The organism is Methanobrevibacter wolinii SH, from assembly GCF_000621965.1.
Taxonomy (GTDB): Archaea; Methanobacteriota; Methanobacteria; order Methanobacteriales; family Methanobacteriaceae; genus Methanarmilla; species Methanarmilla wolinii.
In genome coordinates this window covers 178,729-198,370 of the sequence record NZ_KK211375.1, presented here as the reverse complement: position 1 = coordinate 198,370, position 19,642 = coordinate 178,729, and the positions used below count along the sequence as shown (strand labels likewise).

17 protein-coding genes and 1 tRNA gene are annotated in these 19,642 nt (G+C 26.2%); 6 read left to right on the top strand and 12 right to left on the bottom strand.

Annotated elements, in window-relative coordinates; translation table 11 throughout:
- Window positions 1-105: 105 nt before the first annotated feature.
- The 12 genes from fbp to ftsZ form a co-directional block, all read right to left on the bottom strand.
- Complete coding sequence (gene fbp / locus T523_RS04600) at window positions 106-1,203, bottom strand: fructose-1,6-bisphosphate aldolase/phosphatase (protein ID WP_042707745.1); 1,098 nt, start codon at window positions 1,201-1,203, stop codon at window positions 106-108.
- A gap of 510 nt (window positions 1,204-1,713) precedes the next feature.
- Window positions 1,714-2,523, bottom strand: a complete 810-nt coding sequence (locus T523_RS04595; protein WP_042707744.1) for an ATP-binding cassette domain-containing protein — start codon at window positions 2,521-2,523, stop codon at window positions 1,714-1,716.
- A gap of 11 nt (window positions 2,524-2,534) precedes the next feature.
- Complete coding sequence (locus T523_RS04590) at window positions 2,535-4,079, bottom strand: ABC transporter permease/substrate-binding protein (RefSeq protein WP_042707743.1); 1,545 nt, start codon at window positions 4,077-4,079, stop codon at window positions 2,535-2,537.
- Between the two features lie 866 nt (window positions 4,080-4,945).
- A complete protein-coding gene (gene thiI / locus T523_RS04585; protein ID WP_042707742.1) occupies window positions 4,946-6,100 on the bottom strand; it encodes a tRNA uracil 4-sulfurtransferase ThiI in 1,155 nt (384 codons plus the stop codon).
- Between the two features lie 216 nt (window positions 6,101-6,316).
- Window positions 6,317-9,037, bottom strand: coding sequence for an alanine--tRNA ligase (gene alaS, locus T523_RS04580; protein ID WP_042707741.1), 2,721 nt, complete (start codon window positions 9,035-9,037; stop codon window positions 6,317-6,319).
- Window positions 9,038-9,718: 681 nt separating this feature from the next.
- Window positions 9,719-10,027, bottom strand: coding sequence for a 50S ribosomal protein P1 (rpl12p, locus tag T523_RS04575; protein WP_042707740.1), 309 nt, complete (start codon window positions 10,025-10,027; stop codon window positions 9,719-9,721).
- 72 nt (window positions 10,028-10,099) lie between these two features.
- On the bottom strand, window positions 10,100-11,104 hold the full coding sequence (locus tag T523_RS04570; RefSeq protein WP_042707739.1) for a 50S ribosomal protein L10: 1,005 nt from the start codon (window positions 11,102-11,104) through the stop codon (window positions 10,100-10,102).
- Window positions 11,104-11,742 (bottom strand): 50S ribosomal protein L1, encoded by a 639-nt coding sequence (locus T523_RS04565; protein ID WP_042707738.1) that lies wholly within the window; start codon window positions 11,740-11,742, stop codon window positions 11,104-11,106. Before T523_RS04565 ends, T523_RS04570 begins: the two co-directional genes overlap by 1 nt.
- A 245-nt stretch (window positions 11,743-11,987) precedes the next feature.
- On the bottom strand, window positions 11,988-12,470 hold the full coding sequence (locus T523_RS04560; protein WP_042707737.1) for a 50S ribosomal protein L11: 483 nt from the start codon (window positions 12,468-12,470) through the stop codon (window positions 11,988-11,990).
- Window positions 12,470-12,961 (bottom strand): transcription elongation factor Spt5, encoded by a 492-nt coding sequence (locus T523_RS04555; protein ID WP_042707736.1) that lies wholly within the window; start codon window positions 12,959-12,961, stop codon window positions 12,470-12,472. The genes T523_RS04560 and T523_RS04555 overlap by 1 nt, the downstream gene beginning before the upstream one ends.
- A 341-nt stretch (window positions 12,962-13,302) precedes the next feature.
- Window positions 13,303-13,482, bottom strand: coding sequence for a protein translocase SEC61 complex subunit gamma (locus tag T523_RS04550; protein ID WP_042707735.1), 180 nt, complete (start codon window positions 13,480-13,482; stop codon window positions 13,303-13,305).
- A 31-nt stretch (window positions 13,483-13,513) separates the two neighbouring features.
- Window positions 13,514-14,662, bottom strand: coding sequence for a cell division protein FtsZ (gene ftsZ, locus T523_RS04545; RefSeq protein ID WP_198016028.1), 1,149 nt, complete (start codon window positions 14,660-14,662; stop codon window positions 13,514-13,516).
- A gap of 470 nt (window positions 14,663-15,132) precedes the next feature.
- Between ftsZ and T523_RS04540 the strand changes: the two genes are divergently transcribed.
- From T523_RS04540 to T523_RS04515, 6 genes are all read left to right on the top strand, one after another.
- A complete protein-coding gene (locus T523_RS04540) occupies window positions 15,133-16,041 on the top strand; it encodes a coenzyme F420-0:L-glutamate ligase (protein ID WP_052334641.1) in 909 nt (302 codons plus the stop codon).
- A gap of 333 nt (window positions 16,042-16,374) precedes the next feature.
- Window positions 16,375-16,923: a transcription factor E gene (gene tfe / locus T523_RS04535; RefSeq protein WP_042707733.1), complete on the top strand. Its 549-nt coding sequence runs from the start codon at window positions 16,375-16,377 to the stop codon at window positions 16,921-16,923.
- A gap of 491 nt (window positions 16,924-17,414) precedes the next feature.
- Window positions 17,415-17,927 (top strand): TIGR00295 family protein, encoded by a 513-nt coding sequence (locus T523_RS04530; protein ID WP_042707732.1) that lies wholly within the window; start codon window positions 17,415-17,417, stop codon window positions 17,925-17,927.
- A gap of 34 nt (window positions 17,928-17,961) precedes the next feature.
- Entirely contained in the window at window positions 17,962-18,876 is a 915-nt protein-coding gene (locus tag T523_RS04525) for a DUF5591 domain-containing protein (RefSeq protein ID WP_042707731.1), read from the top strand.
- A gap of 264 nt (window positions 18,877-19,140) precedes the next feature.
- Window positions 19,141-19,425, top strand: coding sequence for an iron-sulfur cluster assembly protein (locus T523_RS04520; RefSeq protein WP_042707730.1), 285 nt, complete (start codon window positions 19,141-19,143; stop codon window positions 19,423-19,425).
- Window positions 19,426-19,565: 140 nt separating this feature from the next.
- Window positions 19,566-19,640, top strand: a tRNA-Ile gene (locus tag T523_RS04515).
- Window positions 19,641-19,642 lie beyond the last annotated feature (2 nt).

Sequence of the window (19,642 nt, the reverse complement as noted above, 5' to 3'; positions counted from 1 at the left end):
TAAAAAAAAATATTAAAAAATAAGCAAATTAAATTATCTTAAAAAAAATCATAAAAACAGAAAAATAAGCAAAAATAAGTAAATTAAAAAAAGATAAAGATGAATTTAATCATCCATATCTTCAAATCTAGGTTCAAGTTTTTTCATAACACCAGGTAAAGAAGTGTATTCCATTTCTTCACTAGGTAATCTGTGTGGTTCGAAAGGACCATGTCTTCTAATGTAACTTGCAGCTTTAGAAGCTAATTGTCTAGTTTCATCATATGCAGGATCATCAAAGATATCTACAGGTCCAATTAATTGAGCATCAGCAACTTGGAAACCTAAACCAATTACTCTAGGAGGTCCATCAAATCTTACAGGATTTGCATAAACTTCTGAAACAGGCATTAAAGGACCATTATGAGAACCTCTCATCCATCCACTTACCATGTGTGGGAATGCAAATGCTTCATTACATTCACCTGCTGCAGGGAATCCTGATTGAGCACGTACAATAGCTGCAGGATCATCTTTACCAACATATTCTCCAGCCATTAAGTTTAATCTTTCAGTACTTATTGAAGCTGCAATTTCACCATTTTTCTTCCAAACTCTTTTAATTACATATCTTCCAGTAGAACCAATTAAAGCAAGTAAATCATAAAGTTCTTCAGGACAGTTTAAAATAACTTTTTTATTTTCAATTACATCATAAACTTCAAATTTAAATCCATCATGTAATTTAGGATCAATAACAAGTCCAGCTGTGTTAAATGGATCAGCAAACATTTTATAAATAGGTAAGTTAAATGCACCTGGTTCAGTTTTATCACAGCAGTATACTATAATAGGATCACTTGGTCTTTCTTTAAATTCCATTTCAGCAATACCTGGACCCATACCTTTAATATTACCTGAGAAAGTGTCAGATAATAAATCTTGACCTGCACCATATAATTTCATGTCACGAGCAATTTTAGTTGCTTCCATAAATGCATTATATGCTACTCTGTGAACTTCTTCATTAAGTTCACCATTTCTATGACTCATTATAAGATCAATATCATCCCCACAACGGGAGATATAAAAATCATTAATAATGGATTCTTCAACAGCATTGCTTAATACTTCTTCACATTTCTCCATCAATTCAGGATGAGAAACACAGTGTCCTGAGACACTACCAATATCAGCTTTAATTACACTAATAGTTGTTTTCAAATAAGACACCTCAATATTAATGTTATTAACTTAAGATAAATTAAGTAAACCTTAACCCCCATAAGTCAATATAAAGTTAATAATATATTTTAAGCTATTGCTCAAATTCTTAATATATTAAACAATATTATTTTTAAATAAAATAATATTTAATAATTATGTTTTTTAATAAATTATAGCAAAAAAAATTAAGATAAAATTATATTAAAATTATTTAACTTGTATATAAACAGATATAAACTAAGTATATAATTAATGATTTGATTAAAAATTTAAAAATATATGTTTAATATTAAATAAAAAAAATTGAATAAAAAAAAGAAGATATTAAACTCTCTTAAAAAATATATTTTATTTAAAAAATTTGAATTTTTCAAATTTATTTAAGATAAATAATATTTCATATTACAAGAAAATCCAAAAACTATTAAAAATTATAAAAAAGAAGAAAGTTAATATTTCATTATTTATTTTACAAATAAAAACTTTCATTCCTTCAAATAAGAAAAGTTAAATTTCATTATTCTTTTTACCAATAAGAACCTTTGTTCTTTCACATAATTTCTCAACAAATTCAGTGGCAGGGTTATTTAAAATATCTGCAGGAGTACCATATTGGTCGATTACTCCATTATTCATTACTAAAACGTGTTGACCTAAGAATAGTGCTTCCCCAATATCATGAGTTACAAAAATAATAGTTTGATGAAATTGATTATAAATTTGTTTAAGTTGTTTTTGAAGTTGAGAACGAGTAATTTCATCAATAGCACCAAAAGGTTCATCCATGAGTAATAATTTAGGTTCTGCAGCAATTGCTCTTGCAATACCTACTCTTTGTTGTTGACCACCAGATAATTCATTAGGGAATCTATTAAGATATGAATCATCTAAACCTACATGATTCATTAATATAGAAAGTTTTTCTTTTTTATGTTTATTATATGATTCATCACTTTCTATAGTTTTATTCTTTTTATATTTTTTATCATCTTCACGAATTAAATCAGGAACATAATAAACATTTTCAGCTATTGTAAGATGTGGAAATAACATATTTCCTTGAATAGAATATCCAATATGACGTCTTAATTCTACAACATCTATATCTTTAATATTTTTTCCATCAATAAAAATTTCACCCTTATCTGGATATATTAAACGATTAATCATTTTAAGCATAGTTGTTTTACCACAACCTGAACTACCAATAACTGTTAAAAAATCTCCTTTTTCAATATTTAAATTTAAATTAGGAATAATTACATTATCCCCATATGATTTAGAAATATTATGAAATTCAATTATATTATCAGTCATATCAACACTTCCTAAACTAATCCTCTAGATACTAAAAATTGATGAGCAACATTTTTAGGATCTTTTTTCTCTACATCTACTTGATAATTCATATACATCATATCTTTAGTTGATATTTTTCCAGATAATTTACTAAGTACTGGAATTAAATCAGGATGTTTTGCTAAAGTTTTACCACTAATAACTGGACAACAATAATATGAAGGGAAGAAATGCTTATCATCTTCTAATAATGTGAGATTTGAATTATATAATCTTCCATCAGTAGTATATACCTCTACAACATCAATTTTTCCCTGTTTAACTGCATCATATTTAAGACTTACATCTAAATCCATAGTATCTTTAAAATTTAAACCATAAGTCTTAGTTAAATTATCATAACCATCTGCTCTTGAGAAATAATCAGATTCTGCACCAAAAGTTAATTGATTAGAAATTGGAACTAAATCTGAAATAGTTTTAAGATTATACTTTTTAGCAAGACTAGTAGGTACTGCAATTGCATATGAATTAGAAAATCCATAAGTGTTTAACCATGTTTCATTGTACCTATCTTTATACTGTGATTTTAAAGTATTAAACATAGATTCATTATATAATCCAGGATTTTTCAATATAACCATCCAAGCTACACCAGTATATTCAGAATAAACATCAAATTCGCCTTTTTCCATACCTCTCTGAATCGTTGGTGATCCTCCAGAAACACCACTACTATAATCTACTTTATAATTAGTATCATGTTCAATTAATTCTTCTAACATATAACCCATAATATATTGTTCAGTAAAAGATTTTGATGCAAGATGAATAGTATCATGGCCAAAATTATCATAGATTTCATAAGAACCTAAAGCTAGAATAATAATTATAATAACTGCAATAACTTTTTTATTTCTAAAGAAATTACCTATTTTTCGTCTAGAATGACCAATAGCAGTAACTTTTTCAATACCCGCTAATATTAAATCAATACCAATAGCTAATATAGAAATTAAAATACTTCCAGCAACTACAAGAGTTATATTATTTGTAGTTATTCCACGATAAATAGCTACTCCTAAACCTCCAGCTCCAATAAAAGATGCAATACCTGCAAGAGCAATAGTCATAACAGTCATATTACGAATAGCAGACATTATATGAGGTAAAGCTAAAGGTAATTTAATTTTAAATAAAATCTGCCTATCTGTACTACCCATACCCTTAGCAGCTTCAATAATCTCAGGATTAATTGTTTTAATACCAGTATATGTATTTCTTACCATAGGTAAAAGACCATAAACAGTAAGAGCAATAATTGCATTAGTATCTCCAACTCCAGCAACAGGAATTAGAAAACCAAATAATGCAATAGAAGGAATTGTATAAATAATGTTAACAACAGTTAGAATCCATTTATTCCTAGGATATTCACTTACAGTAATACCAAGACCAAGACCAATAATAATAGCCATAATAATAGCAATTACAGAAATTTCCAAATGTTCAATTGTTAATCCTAAGAAAAAATCAGATTGAGTTGCAAACATTGTTAATAATTCACTTAACATTATTTCACCTTTTGATTTTTTCTAAAAATGAATTTTAAAATATAAAATTAAAAATACATAAAAATAACAATGTTATTTAATTAATAAAAAGTTATAGTAAAAATTAATAAGAATAAAAAATCAGATATTATTTCTTACAAACTTTCTAAAATAATTAAATTTCTATAAATTTGAAAAACATACTTTAAAAATATTAACCAAAATATAATTTTAATAAAAAAACTTTAAATTTAAAAATAATAAAAATAAATAAAATTAAATTATAAACAAAATTTTAAAAATTTATTTTTATAGTTTATAATTTGTAATTAAAGTATTATAAATATTACCATTAATTTTAAAAAATATTAAACAAAATAATAAAAATGTACGGACAAAAAACGAAAATTTTAATAAATTGAAAAAAATTAAAGAAAATAATAAAAATGTAGGAAGAAAAAACAGAAAAATTCTTAATAAAAAAACTTTGTTAAAATCATCTAATTTTATAATTAACTTTCTTAATTGATTCTAAATTATTAAATATTGTTTAAATAAGTCAAATTAATAAAATATAAAAAATATAGAAATTAAAATATTATAATTTTAAGTAAAAACTTAATTTTAAATTTTAGATAAATTCAATAAACAAGATAAAAAAAATAGAAGAATTATTAAATTAAAATTAATTATAAAATTAAAATAGAATGAATCTGCTGAAATCCTAATTTTTTATAATAATTTAAACAGTATTAATACCTAAAAATTTAATTTAAAAAAACTTATTTTAAAATTAGAATGATTTCAACAAAGTCAATAAAAAACTTCAAAATTATAGTACTAAAAATATAGAAATTAAATATATTGAAAATAGAATTTAAATATTATTATTTAATTCTTTCAATATTTTTAATAGCATTATTTAATTCTTCATCTTGACAAACTGCTTTTTTAGCTTCTTCAAGACGATCTAATTCTGCATAAGTTTCAGGATACTTAGGTACTGCTTTACAACCACCATCATCCCTTTTAGAAATTTCAAAAGTACCAATTTCTTCAGCAATTTTACTTGTTTCTAATTTATCCATACCAATTAAAGGACTTAAAATAGGTACCCCAACACCATAACGTGTAGCAAGAATATTCTTAAGTGTTTGAGATGCAACTTGTCCTACACTACTACCATCAACAATAGCTAAGGCACCTAATTTTTTTGCAAGTTTTTCAGCTGTTTTATACATGCCAGATTTACATAAAACACAAGTCATTTTTTCAGGACCTTTAGATTTACATTCTTGAAGATAATGTCCATAAGGAATAGCATATCTTTTAATTGGTACACCTGAAGCATATTCTTCTAATACATCAATCAAATCATTAAAATTTGCTTTACATTGAGGTGTTGTATAAGGATTATTATCAAAATGAAGTGCAATGACTTCACACCCTCTTTTCATCATTAAATAAGTTGCTACAGGAGAATCAATTCCACTAGAAATAAGACAAATAACTTTTCCTTGAGATCCAAGAGGAAGTCCACCTGGTCCATCAATTTTTTCATGGAAAATATATGTATTATTTTCTCTTACTTCTACAAATATTTCAACATCAGGATTTGTTAAATCTACTTTAAGAGGAATTGTATCAATAACAACAGAACCACAATATGCTGCCATTTCTTGTGAAGTAAAATCATGATTACCAACACGTCTACATCTTATACCAAAAGTTTTATTTTCATTAAGAATTCCTTCATCAATAAGATGTTTAGTATATTCTGTTAAAGTTTCTTTAATTTTTTCTTTATCAGTTTCTGTTTTTTTAACTGGAGAATATGAAACAATTCCAAAAATCTTATCTAATTTTTCTAAAGCATAATCAAAATTTTTAGGTTCAATAAATATTCTTCCACGTGTTCTCGTAATTTCTCCATCAATTGAAGCAGAAATATTTTTAACAAGTTTTCTTTCAAACCTACTTCGTACTTTATCACTTTTAAGTGCTAATTCACCATATCTAATAAGTATTAAACCATAATCCATAATATCTCTCCAAAATAAAATTATAAATAAATTATAGAAAATTTTTTATATAAATTATATTTATAAAAAAACTTTTAATTAATAAATATTGTAATAATCAATTTTTAAAATATAATTTAGAATTATTACTTAATAAGAATATAACAATCATTATATTTATAATTTACAAAATAATAAAAAATAAATTAAATTTATAAAAAAAGAAAAAAAGAGTAATTATTGAATTAAAGAATATGCTTTATTTAAAGCATCTTCCATTTTTTCAAATTTAGGTCCTGCACCTTGAGCTAGAGTTGGACGACCTCCTCCTCCACCACCAAGTAATTTAGCTGATTCTTTAATGATATCATTAATTTTAATACCATTTTTAATAGCCTTATCTGATGCTGCACCAACTATTTTTCCTTCATTATTTCCAATAATTACAATATCAGCATTACCATTATCAGTAAAGTCAGTTGCAATATTTTGAAGATCTTTAATATCTCCATCAATAATCTCTTTTAATATTTTAATATTATTTACTTCTTCAACATCATTTAATAATGTAGAAATTTTTAAAGAAGCAATTTCATCTTTAAGTTTATTAATCTCATTTTTATATTGTTTCCACTCTGTAAAGAATCTATTACATGTTTTTGGAAGTTGTTCAGGAGTTACTTTAAAGGTGTTAGCACTATTTCTTAAAAGTTCTTTATCTTTTTGAATAGATTTTACAGCTGCAATACCTGCAGAATATTCAATCCTTTCAACACCATCTTGAACTCTTTCAGTTTTATGGATTTTAATCATACCAACATCACCAGTTTTAGGTACATGAGTACCTGCACAAGCCTGAACATCAATACCAGGTATTTTTACAACACGAATACTATTACCAGGTACTACACCTCCTTGATATAAAGTTAAACCATATCTTCTATCTGCTTCATCTCTTGAAAGCCAATTAATATCAAGTTCAACATTATCCATTACATAGGAATTAGCAATTTCCTCAATTTTATCAAGCTCTTCTTGAGATATACGTTTATAGTGAGATAAATCAATACGGGATCTTTCAACACCTTTTTGTGCACCAGCTTGCCATATATGATTACCAAGAACTTTTTTAGCAGCAGCTACAACAAGATGAGTTGCAGTATGATGTCTTGCAAGAGAAATTCTTCTTTCCCAATCAATTTCACCTTTAGCAGTCATATCAATAAGTGAATTAAGTTCTGCTTCTAATGCTTTTAAGTCAGTATCTTTATCAGTTTTAATTTGATGTAAAACAATATTATTAATTTTTTCAGCATATGCTATTTCATATACTTTACCATTGATTTTAAGGTATCCTAAATCAGATGGTTGACCTCCACCTTCTGGATAAAATATTGTTCTATCTAAAATAACATTAAGTTTACCTTCTTTTAATTCAACACCTAAAACTTTTCCTTCAAATTCTTTCATATATAAATCTTTATAGAATAATAAATCAGTTTCAGGGTAATCAAAATGATATTCTTTTTTAGCTGGAGTGTCTTCTTTTTCATGCATATCTGCAACAATAGTAAAGAAATTATCAGGAATATTTACATTAAAATCATCACCTGCAAGTTCTTTAACTACTTCTGGAGGCATTCCTTGAGCATCATATAAACCAATTAAATCATCTAAAGGCATTTCAGTTTTTCCTTGTTTTTTAAGATTTTTAATTGTTCTTTTAACTGTTTTTTTACCTTTTTGAATAGTTTTAGCATATCTTTCTTCTTCAAGATTTACAACATTCATAATATGTTCTTGAGAATCACTGATTTCTGGATAAAAATCTTTTAAGAAATTTAATTGTATTTTCATAACATCAGATAATGATTCTTTCATATTTAATTGTTTCATAAAACGAATAGTTCTTCTTAATATAAGTCTTGCAAGATAACCCTCTTTAACATTTGAAGGAATAATACCATCAGCTAACATAAATGATAAACAACGAGTATGATCTGCAATAATATATATTGCTTCCATAGGTTCAGAAGATTCAAGAAGTTCATCCATTGAAATATTTAATTTATCTGCAACTTGTTGTCTTAAAGCTCTTAAATCTGCAAAGTTTTCAATATCCATTAAACCTGCAACTCTAGCACTTTCTGCTAAAACTTCTTCATTAACTTTTACATTAGTTATTTTTTTAAGTTCTTCAATAACTGGTGCAAAACATGCATCATAAGCAGTTGGAGTTCCTTGAGAAATCCATGCAATACGTTCAAGACCATAACCAGTATCTACAACTTTAATAGGTATTTCTTCTTTTTCACCATTTTCTAAGGTTTTATATTGCATAAAAACAAGAGTAGCAAGTTCTACTCCCCTACAACATACTTCATAACAAGGACCTTCATTACCTCCACCTTGCCACCAAGATGGAATAAAAGTAACCTCTTTAGTATCAATTCCAATACTTTTAAAAAAGTTATGACATAATTCAATACATCTATCTTCCCAATAAATAAAATGATCTGGTTTATTAATTACAGTATGTGAACCCATTGTAAAACAAGTCATATGTCTACCAGTTCTTCCAACATTATCTACATCATTAAGTCTAATAGATGGTTGTGCAATTTCTAAAGGATTTGCAGGAGGTTCAACTATACCAGAAGTAATCCATGGTTGGAAACAGAATATAGAAGCACCTACTAAAAATACATCATCCCTCCATCTTTTTGCAAGAATTGGGTAACGGGGTATTGCAGTATGTCCTTCACTTTCTAAAAATTCTCTAAATGTTTTTTGAATTTCATATAAATCATATGGTTTACTTGTAGCAGGATTTCCAATAAATTCATATTCATCACATGGAGCATCCCCACAGGTATCTCTTTCAACTTGTGAATAAAAATCATGACCACATTTTTTACATGTATATTTCTTATATCCTAATTTATCAAATATTTCCATTATATCCACTAAAAAAAATAATTTTTAAAAAAAAAATGATAATAAATAATTAAAAAATTATCTAAGATTTCATAATATTATTATATTTCTCTTTTTAATATTTAATATTTAATTATAAAAATAGAAATTTTAAACAATATTCTATAAAATAAATATTTCTAAAAAAGTCATATAAATTAAATTTAAAAAATAATAGAAATAACTTAAGTTAAAATAAAAATTAAGAAATAAAATAAACTAAATAAAAAATACAAAATAAATTAATTTAGAATAAAAAGTTTAAAGAAATATAATAAAAAATATGTGATTATTAAAATAAAATTAAAAAAAAACAGTATAATAAAAAACATGTGATTATTAAAATAAAATTAAAAAAACAGAAAAAACAATTCTAAAAATTCATTAAAAAGCAGATTATTTAAAAGAATTTATTAAATATACTAATTTTAATAATTTAAATTTTTAAAAGAGCAAAATTTTAATACTATAAAAAAAGCTAATAAAAACAAAGTAAAAATAAAAACTAGACAAAAAGAAATTAAAAGAAAATTAAAACAAAAAATAGACAAAAGCAAGAACAACAAAATTAACCAATAAAAAAAACTACACAAAAAAGATAAGAGAAATTAGTTTTAAAACTAATTTTACTCTTAGAAAAAATAAAGAAAGTGAAAAATACGCTTATCCGAATAAAGCACCTAATCCAGCTGCTGCTTCTTCTTCAGCTTCTTCTTCAGATTCTTCTTCTTCCTCTTCTTCTTCCTCTTCTTCAGCTGCTGCTGCAGGAGCTGCTGCAGCTGCAGGAGCTGCTGCGATTGCAGAAGTTTCAATAGCTTCGTCAATATCGACATCTTCTAAAGCTGCGATTAAAGCTTTTACTCTAGATTCATCTACATCTACACCAGCTGCTTCGAGAATTTTAGTTACGTTTTCTTCATTAATTTCGTTACCAACAGTATGCAAAATCATTGCCGCATATATATATTCCATGTTATCACCAATATTTTTTCTTAAAATGTATTTAGGTTTAATTTAAAACAATAAAAATTTTTAATAATATGATTAACCAAAGAGAGCGCCTAAACCTGCTGCAGCTTCTTCTTCAGCATCTTCTTCCTCTTCTTCTTCCTCTTCTTCAGGAGCTTCTTCATCTTCAGTAGCTACAGGAGCAGCAGTAGCTGCATTAGCTAATTTATCAGATAATTCATCATCTAATGCATCATCAGATAATTTAGAAGCTAAAGCTAACATTTTACCATTAGCTAAACCTATGATAATATCGGAAGTATCAGAGTTGAGTATTCCTGCCTCAACAGCGAGATTAACAGATTTACTGTGAGCAGTACCAATCATAGTTGAAATAGTTTCTTTAGTAGGTATACCAGCGAAGACAGATAAATTAAATGCTTTAATATATGCATCTTGTACTTTAGCAATAGTTTCTTCTTCATCTATTGCAAGAACATCTGCTTTATAAACAGATCCTTCTTCATAAACAGCATGTAAATCAATACCAACTTCCATAGGTTTAATACCTAATCTAGTTAAAACTCCAGCGATTTGTTGAGAAACAACTTCTCCAGCTTCTACAACAACAGAGTCTTTATCAACTACAATTTTTCCTTTATCAATTTTAGCAGGAGCACCAATTTGTTGTAACTCACCTAAGAATGGACCTGGTTCAAAACCAGTATCACCTTTAGGTACAACAATATCTTCACTAGCAACACTACCTGCTTTAGCAGGAGCATCAGTTTTATTATCCTCTAAGATTTTATATAATCTGAAAGGATTCATATCAGTGAAAATTAATGCAGGTTGTCCTGTTAAGAATTCAGAAAGATTTACAATGTTTTCTTTAGATTTATTGCAATCTTCAAAAGCTAAATTAATAAGATTTTTCTTAGATAATCTTATGACTGCGTGATTAGAAAGACTTTTTCTCATTTCTTGAAGTTGTCTAGCTGGAATATTTAATAAATCAACTACACCAACAACATCATAAGAATTAATTAAGTCTTCAATCTCTTTAACTTCTTCTTTTTTCCATTCAGCAACGTGAGCCATCAAATCACCCTCACTACTGAACCCATAGTTGTTTTAATAAACATGGATTTAATTTGTTTTCTACCTTTTTCTAAGTGGCGGTCTAAGATTGCAAGAACAGCTTCAATATTTTCAGCTATTTGCTCGTCAGCCATATCTTGAGTTCCAATAATAAGTTGAATTGAAGGTTGTTGTTTAATACCAACTTTAATAGTATTTTGTAATTTACCTAATAAAGGTTCTAATTTAACATTTGCTGGAACAGGTTTTGGCATTTTATTACGAGGACCAAGTACTGGACCTAAAAACCTACCAACAAGTGGCATCATATCAGCTTGAGCTATGAAAAAATCAATGGAATTAGCCATTTTTTTAGCTTTTTTCCTGTTTTTTCCAAGTTCTTCCAATTCAGCTTTATTGATAACAAGAGCTACACCAGCATTTTTAGCTTGAACAGTTAATTCCCCATCAGCAATAACACCAATTTTAACTTCTTTACCGCGTCCATTAGGGAGAGTAACTTCTTCTTCAAACCTATTTTCTGGTTTTTTGACATCTAAGTCTTTGACATTAATAATCATGTCAATAGACTCAGTGAAGTTCCTCGGCTTGGATTGTTCTTTAGCCTTCTTCACCGCTTCAATCATATCTTGTGTCATATAAATCCTCCATGAACTTTGTTCATGAGTTTTTGGTTACGAGCAATCGATAAAAAAATAATCATAATAAAATAATATCTATAATATCGACTACATCAACATACTTTTTAATAAAAGTACTAGTCTTTTTGTATATTAAATACAATAGTAGATAAAAATCTACAATATTCAGTATATCAACTATAATAAGTATATTATAATATCATATACACTGAATAGAAATCTCAATATAAGTGTAAAAATAACTATTGTTCGAATACGCTATCGTATTCTCCAGCATCAAGTGCTTTTTGAGCATCTCTAGGATCTTTACCATCAACAGTAATACCCATAGTTACACAAGTACCCATAACCTCTTTAGTACCTGCTTTGTAATCATTTGCAAGTAATGAATCGAATTTCATTCTAGCAATTTTGAAAGCTTGTTCTACAGATAAATCTGCAGCAACTTCAGTACCAGGTTCATGAGCAGCTTTATCGATATTGAGTTCTTCCATAACAAGAGAAGTTGTTGGAGGTGTACCAATTTCAATTTCAAATTCTTTTGATTCACTATCAATGGTTATTTTTACTGGAACTTTCATACCTTTAAAGTCAGCACTTTTTTCATTGATTTCCTCAACAACTTGCATCATATTAATACCGAAAGGACCAATTGCTGGGCCTAATGGTGGTCCTGGGGTGGCACTTCCACCTTCAATAAGGACCTCTACTGTGTCTTTTGGCATCAGTCAGCCTCCTTTTGAATGATTCTTATTTGATCTGCTTCAACAGTAACAGGAATCGGAACTGCAGCTTCAATTAACTCAAGAACTACTTCTTCACGAGACTCATCTATACGTACAACTTTTGCTCTTTCACCTTTAAATGGACCTGAAATAAGCTCAACAATACTTCCTTTATGAATATTAGAAATAATTGGCTCTGGTTTAAGGAATCTTTTAACTTCTTCAAAACTAATAATATTAGAAGCACCAGTTCCTTCAACAACCCCTCTTAAATGATTTATTTTCATTGCAGGGTTTCTCATATCTATTTTAGTAGATGATTCTACTAAAATATAGCCTTTTAAAGATTCAGGAACAATAATTGACTCAATACCAATATAAGTATCAGTACCTTGAGTTTCACGTGTTCTAGTAGCTAATAATCTTGCTACATTTCTTTCTTGACCTGCTGATGTTTTGAGAGCATAAATGGAATTTTCATTATCTTCCATATAAAATCCACCTATATAATTAATTATAGATTTGATTAAGTTATTATAAAATCTAACAAAAATATAACTAAAATTTCGAATAAAATTTATAAAAAAAATTTAGAATATTATAAAAATTAGATTAATATAATACTATTATATTTTTATAAACTAGTATTTAAATGTTTCAGACAAGGATATTAAAAAAAGTAAAAAATTAGAAAATTAATAATAATAGCCTAAAAATAATTAAAAAAGTAAAATAAATAAAATATTTTATGATTAAAAATAACCATAAAAAATTAGTGTTTCAATAATTAAAAGAAATAATAGATATTAATTAATTATGAATTAAGTAAAATTTATAAACCAATGAGTTGACCTATCATAACAATAACAAAACCAATAACACCAATTAAAATAATACCAATACCAGTAACTTTAGCAAAGTTGAAATATTCTTCACTATCTGGTTTTCTAGCTACTCTAAGAACTCTTTTAGACTCTTTAGCAAATTTATCAAATGATTCTTGAACTGACATGTAAGATCACAACAAAAAATAATAAAAAAGTTTAGAATACTCCATCAATAAATTGACTTAATGGATCATCTTCTTCACTTTCATTTGATTCAGAGGGTGCATTTTCAGATTCCTCATCATCAGAATTATTATCTGAAAAATCATATGGTTTTATACCAGAAACAATAACTGTTGTTCTAACTGTATTTTGTAAACTTTCATCAATTTGAGTACCCCAAATGATGTTTGCATTAGGGGATAATTTATCTCCAACAATTTGAACAATTTTTTCAGCTTCTTGTAAAGTTAAATCAGTACTACTTGTAATGTTAACCAATGCAGCTTGAGCATCAGAAATATCAATATCTAATAAAGGACTGCTTAAAGCTTCATGAACAGATTCTAAAGCTCTTTCACTAGAATCAGATTCTCCCATACCAATCATTGCCATTCCAGAACCTTTCATTACACTTCTAATATCTGCGAAATCAAGACTGATTAATCCTTTTTTAGTAATTAATTCAGTGATACCTTTAACTGCTCTACCTAAAATTTCATCGGAAACCATGAAAGCTTTATTTAAAGGAAGATTAGGAGCTACTTCAAGTAATTTGTCATTAGGAATAACAATTACAGTATCAGAAGCATTTTGTAATTTTTCTAAACCTTTTTCTGCATTTTCTCTTCTTCTAACACCTTCAGCAGAAAATGGTAAAGTTACAACAGATACAGTTAATGCACCTAATTTTTTAGCAATTTTTGCAATAATTGGAGCAGAACCAGTACCAGTTCCTCCACCTAAACCACAAGTTACAAATACCATATCTGCACCTTCAAGTTTAGTTCTTAACTCATCTTCACTTTCTTCAGCACATTCTTCACCGATATCTGGTTCTCCACCAGCACCAAGTCCACCACAAGTTTTTCTACCTAAAAGGACTTTATCATCAGATCTACTATAAAATAAATCTTGTGCATCAGTATTTACAGTTACAGTTTTAGCACCTTCAATACCTATTTCACTTAATCTAGAAATAGTATTATTACCAGCACCACCAGCACCAACAACAAAAATATTAGTTTTACTTTGAGAAATTGTATCTACTAATTCTTGATCTAAATCAGAATTAATAGTAGTAGAAGATTTTTTATCTTCATTTCTTTGTTCGGATTCTTTAATCGCATCATCTATAAATTTCACGTATAAACCCCACATTAAATTAATTAATATAGTTTTATAATATAAGAATAATGAAATAATAAATAAAACTTGAATAATAAGCTTTATATTGAAATATATTATAAAATAGAAATTCTATTTCTTACTATAACAATTTTGTTATTTAAATATTAAATATGATAAACATATATTAAATAATTATTTTTATATTTCTTATAAGTATAAATATTTTGGTATGATAATATTTAAAGTATTCATTTTTATTAATTAAAATAAAAAAAATTATAAAAAAATAAATAAAAAATAATTATTAATTAAATAATATTTGAATTATCTTTTATTAAGTAAGTAAATTTATATTATTTAATTAGACAATAAAGATAATTAAAATCATAATATTATAAAAGAATATTATAATAATAATTTAAGGAATTAAAAAGATTATAAATATTATATTATTAATTTTAAAAAAAATAAGGGTTATAAATAAAATGGCAGAAAAAAAACCAGAATACAAATATGGCAAAACAAATAATGGTTTAGAATATAAATATACAATCGATGAAGATTACAGAGTAATACCTATAGAAACTAACTATATTAAACCAAATGAAAGTTTAGATACACTTTTAGAGAAAGTTTATCCATTAATAGAAAATGAAGATTATTTGGTAATTGCAGAAACACCAGTTTCAGTATCACAAGGAAGACTTGTTGACGAATCAGAATATAAACCTGGATTAAGTGCTAAATTTCTTGCAGGATTTTGGAGTAAATATCTTTGGGGATATATTTTAGGACCTTTACTTGGGATTAAAAAAAGAACAATTAAAAATCTTAGAAGATTACCTAAACAAACTGCAGCACATAAACAAGTTGTTCTTGATTTATATGGATGGAAACATGCATTAAAACCAGCTTCAGAAGCAGGAATCGATTTAAGTAATTCACCTGGAACTTATGTATCCCTTCTTCCTGAAAACCCACAAAAAGTTACAGAAGAATTATCTAAAAAAATCAAAGATAAAACAGATAAAAATGTTAATGTTATGATAATAGATACTGATGCAACATATAAAAGAAATGGAAAATATTTTACAGGACTCCCTACTGCAATTGAAGGTATTGAATCAAATAAAGGAGCATGGGGTTATACTTTAGGACAATTATCTGAAAATGTTGGTTCAACCCCTCTTGGGTCAAGCAAAAAATTAAGTGTTGAAAAAGCATTAAAAATAGCAAACACAGATGAAAGATATCAAAAATCTCTTGAGACATGTATGGAAACAATACATAGTGCTAAAAAAGTATTAAATACTGAAAGTAATGAAGATAGCATTAGTGTTGAAACTTTAAACTCAATTACTCATACACCTGCAGTAATAATTAGAAAAAATTAATAAAATTAATATAAGTAAAAAATATACCTCCTACTTAAAAAATACATTTCACTTAAAATTTAAACATAAAATCAATTTATTTAAAAATTATGAAAAATTATTTTAAGAATAAATAATTTTAAAAATTTATAAAATATAATAATTAATTAAAATACATAGATTTATTAAATATAAAAATAATATAGATAATATTATAATAAAAAATTTTTTAAATTTAGTATTTTAAATCAGTTTTTCTTTTTTTAATAAAAATCTAATTTTCAAAAAAATAGGGGACTCAAACTTAAAATTACTAATTTAAAAAAATGAACTATAAAATCATGGAGAAATTATATGCTAGACAACCCATTAGTAGAAATGTTAATAAGATCAATTATTGATAATCCAAATGAAAAACCTAAAAAAGGGGATGAAGATAAAGACAATATCCAAATTGTTGAATATCTTAATGATGGAGTTACAACTGATGAAGAAATTGCAGAAAAAACTGGCATAAAATTAAACACTGTAAGAAAAATACTTTACAAACTTTATGATGCAGGACTTGCAAGTTATAAACGAAGTAAAGATCCTGAAACCCAATGGTTCACTTATGACTGGAAATTTGAACCTGAAGAAGTAAATAAAAAAGTTGAAGAAAGTCTTAACGATATAATTAAAGAACTTAAAGAAATTACTGAAAATGAAGAAAATAATTTATTCTTTAAGTGTCCAGATTATCATACACGATTTGACTTTGCAGATGCATGTGAAATGGGTTTTACATGTCCAGAATGCGGAGAAGAATTAATTGAAGATGATAATAGTGAAATGATTAAACAACTAAAAGACGATATTGAAAAATATGAAGAAATACTAAGTGACTTTGAAAAAAATAAATAATTTTTTTCTTAATTTTTAACTATTTTTAAAACTTAATACTAATTTTATAAAAAAACTATTTTAATATAAATAAAAACTTAAAATTAAATATATAAATATTAACTATTTTTAATAACAAATTAATCAATAAATACTTATAAATTTATTAGAATCTTCTAATTTTTAGAATAAACTTTCCTAAATTTAATTATTAAATATTAAATACCCTTAATTCATCGTATTTTAACAGAAAAATAATTTAAAGTTTCTAAGAATTTAATATAAAAAATTAACTAAAACTGATTTTAAAAAATAGGCTTTGTTGAAATCTTTCTAATTTTTAGAATAAAATTTCTTAAATTTAATTTTTAAGTATTAATACAGTTTAAATTATTATAAAAAATAGTTTTCTACAGACTCAAAAAATAAATAAATCATTTATAATTATAAATAATATAAAATATAAAACTTAAAATAAGTATACTGAATTAATAAATAATTCGATGATTAAAATGAATGAAACTGAACTTTTAAAAAAAGAAGGTTGTCCTGAATGGGTAATAAAACATAGTATTAAAGTTTATGAAAAATCTAAACAAATTGCTAAAAATTTTCCTAATGCAAATATGGAACTTATTAAAGAAGGAGCACTATTACATGATTTAGGAAGATCTCGAACTAATGGAATTAATCATGGAGTAATAGGTGCAAAACTTGCATTAGAACATGGATATTCAGAAGAAGTTGCAAAAATCATTGAAAGACATATTGGTGCAGGAATAAGCAAAAAAGAAGCTATAGAATTAGGTTTACCTCCAAAATCTTATGAACCAGAAACAATAGAAGAAAAAATTGTTGCACATAGTGATAATCTTTTAAATGGTTCTGATTTCGTAGACATTGAATACACTATAAATAAATGGAAAAAAAGAATAGAAAATCCTGAAGATTCAATAAGAAAAGTTAAAATATTAAATTATGAACTAATTGGTAAATTTAAAGAAAATAATAAAAAGAATTATTAAATTATTATATTAAAAAGACAAGAAATGTGATAATATGAAAGTAATATGTTCAAGTGAAGAATCATTATATAGACCTGAAGCAGTTAGATGGAGACAAAGAATGAAATTAATGAAACCATATGGTAATGTAATTGCAATTCTCCCTTGTTCTATGAAAAAACCATATTCCCACTCAAAATCCCATCAAAAATTTAAAAGGGCAACTAAAGGATATCAAGAAGTAATAGTAACTTCACCTTTTGGAATCTGTCCAAGAGAAATGGAAAATACTTTCCCAATACAATCTTATGATACAAGTGTTACAGGTAATTGGAGTCAAGATGAAAAAAAAGAAGCAGGAGAATTACTTAGAGAATATATTGGAGATACACCAGCAGTTGCAAATGTTTCAGGAGGTTATGAAGAAACTTGCAGAGAATATCTTGATGGACTCGATGTAACCTACACTTGTGTAGATAATCGTCCTACTAATCCAGATTCAATATACAATACAAGGATGGAATTAAAAAAATATGAAAAAATGCCGAAACATGGAAGAATGCTTCATGAATTAAGATCCATTGCAAGATATCAATTTGGTGAAGGTGGAGAAAACTTAATTCCAGATGATATTAGAACTAAAGGTAGATATCACCGTATAATTTATTATAATAATAAACAATTAGCATTTTTAAATAGAGATATTGGTTTATACACATTAAGCCTTGCAGGTGGAGAGATACTTGCAAATGAAGGATTAAAAGTAGTTGAAATTGATTTTAATTTAGAAACAAATACTGTTTTTTCTCCAGGAGTTGCAAAAGCAGATCATAGCATTTTACCTAGAGATGAAGTTGTAGTAGTTAAAAATGGTGAAGTTTTAGGAACTGGAAAAGCAATAATTAGTGGAGAAGAAATGGAAAAATCAAATTATGGTGTTGCAGTAGATATAAAACATAGAAAAAAATAGAATAAATATTATTCTATTAAAATTTAAAATAAAATTTTTAGTTAAATAAAATTTTTAATAAAAAATTTAAAAAAGATAAAAAATAGGATATAAATTTATATACTATAAAAATATAACAAGTGTTTACTGTAAAAAAATATTAAAACAAGAAAAATATATTTATATTAAATATTCAAAAATATGAATATATTTAAATATAAATATATAAAGATTAAAAACAAGAAAAAAGTTTATTAAATTTATTAAAAAATGGAAGGTAAAATTATGTCTGAAGTAGAAGAACAAATCAAAGAAGCAATTTACCCTGTTCTCGATCCACACATGGGTATTAGTGTTATTGAAATGGGTATTGTCCAATCAATCAAATTTGAAGATGGTGTTGCTGAAGTAGTTATCAAACCAACTAACCCTGCATGTATGAGTATTACTCGTGTAGCAGTACAAGTTAAAGAGTTTGCATCAAAAGTTGATGGTGTAGACAAAGTAAAAGTCACAATCATTGACCATGCTATGGCAGATACACTTAATGAAATGCTTAATAGAGAATAAATATTTTATTCTTAACTTTTTTTATTTTTTCATATAAAAAACGAAACAATTATATATAAAGACAACCAAAAATTATATCAACTTGTATTTATTGAATTTAACAAAAAATACAATGTACTATTTAATTAATTTTTATACATAGGCTAGTGGCACAGCTTGGTTAGCGCGCACGGCTGATAACCGTGAGGTCATGGGTCCGAATCCCATCTAGCCTACT

What these genes read in the sequence shown, in the direction of transcription:
- T523_RS04530 (WP_042707732.1), top strand. Translation starts at nt 17,415, where the DNA reads ATGAATGAAACTGAACTTTTAAAAAAAGAAGGTTGTCCTGAATGGGTA.
- T523_RS04560 (WP_042707737.1), bottom strand. Translation starts at nt 12,470, where the DNA reads ATGCCAAAAGACACAGTAGAGGTCCTTATTGAAGGTGGAAGTGCCACC.
- T523_RS04555 (WP_042707736.1), bottom strand. Translation starts at nt 12,961, where the DNA reads ATGGAAGATAATGAAAATTCCATTTATGCTCTCAAAACATCAGCAGGT.
- T523_RS04565 (WP_042707738.1), bottom strand. Translation starts at nt 11,742, where the DNA reads ATGACACAAGATATGATTGAAGCGGTGAAGAAGGCTAAAGAACAATCC.
- tfe (WP_042707733.1), top strand. Translation starts at nt 16,375, where the DNA reads ATGCTAGACAACCCATTAGTAGAAATGTTAATAAGATCAATTATTGAT.
- alaS (WP_042707741.1), bottom strand. Translation starts at nt 9,037, where the DNA reads ATGGAAATATTTGATAAATTAGGATATAAGAAATATACATGTAAAAAA.
- T523_RS04595 (WP_042707744.1), bottom strand. Translation starts at nt 2,523, where the DNA reads ATGACTGATAATATAATTGAATTTCATAATATTTCTAAATCATATGGG.
- T523_RS04550 (WP_042707735.1), bottom strand. Translation starts at nt 13,482, where the DNA reads ATGTCAGTTCAAGAATCATTTGATAAATTTGCTAAAGAGTCTAAAAGA.
- T523_RS04525 (WP_042707731.1), top strand. Translation starts at nt 17,962, where the DNA reads ATGAAAGTAATATGTTCAAGTGAAGAATCATTATATAGACCTGAAGCA.
- thiI (WP_042707742.1), bottom strand. Translation starts at nt 6,100, where the DNA reads ATGGATTATGGTTTAATACTTATTAGATATGGTGAATTAGCACTTAAA.
- T523_RS04520 (WP_042707730.1), top strand. Translation starts at nt 19,141, where the DNA reads ATGTCTGAAGTAGAAGAACAAATCAAAGAAGCAATTTACCCTGTTCTC.
- T523_RS04540 (WP_052334641.1), top strand. Translation starts at nt 15,133, where the DNA reads ATGGCAGAAAAAAAACCAGAATACAAATATGGCAAAACAAATAATGGT.
- T523_RS04570 (WP_042707739.1), bottom strand. Translation starts at nt 11,104, where the DNA reads ATGGCTCACGTTGCTGAATGGAAAAAAGAAGAAGTTAAAGAGATTGAA.
- rpl12p (WP_042707740.1), bottom strand. Translation starts at nt 10,027, where the DNA reads ATGGAATATATATATGCGGCAATGATTTTGCATACTGTTGGTAACGAA.
- T523_RS04590 (WP_042707743.1), bottom strand. Translation starts at nt 4,079, where the DNA reads ATGTTAAGTGAATTATTAACAATGTTTGCAACTCAATCTGATTTTTTC.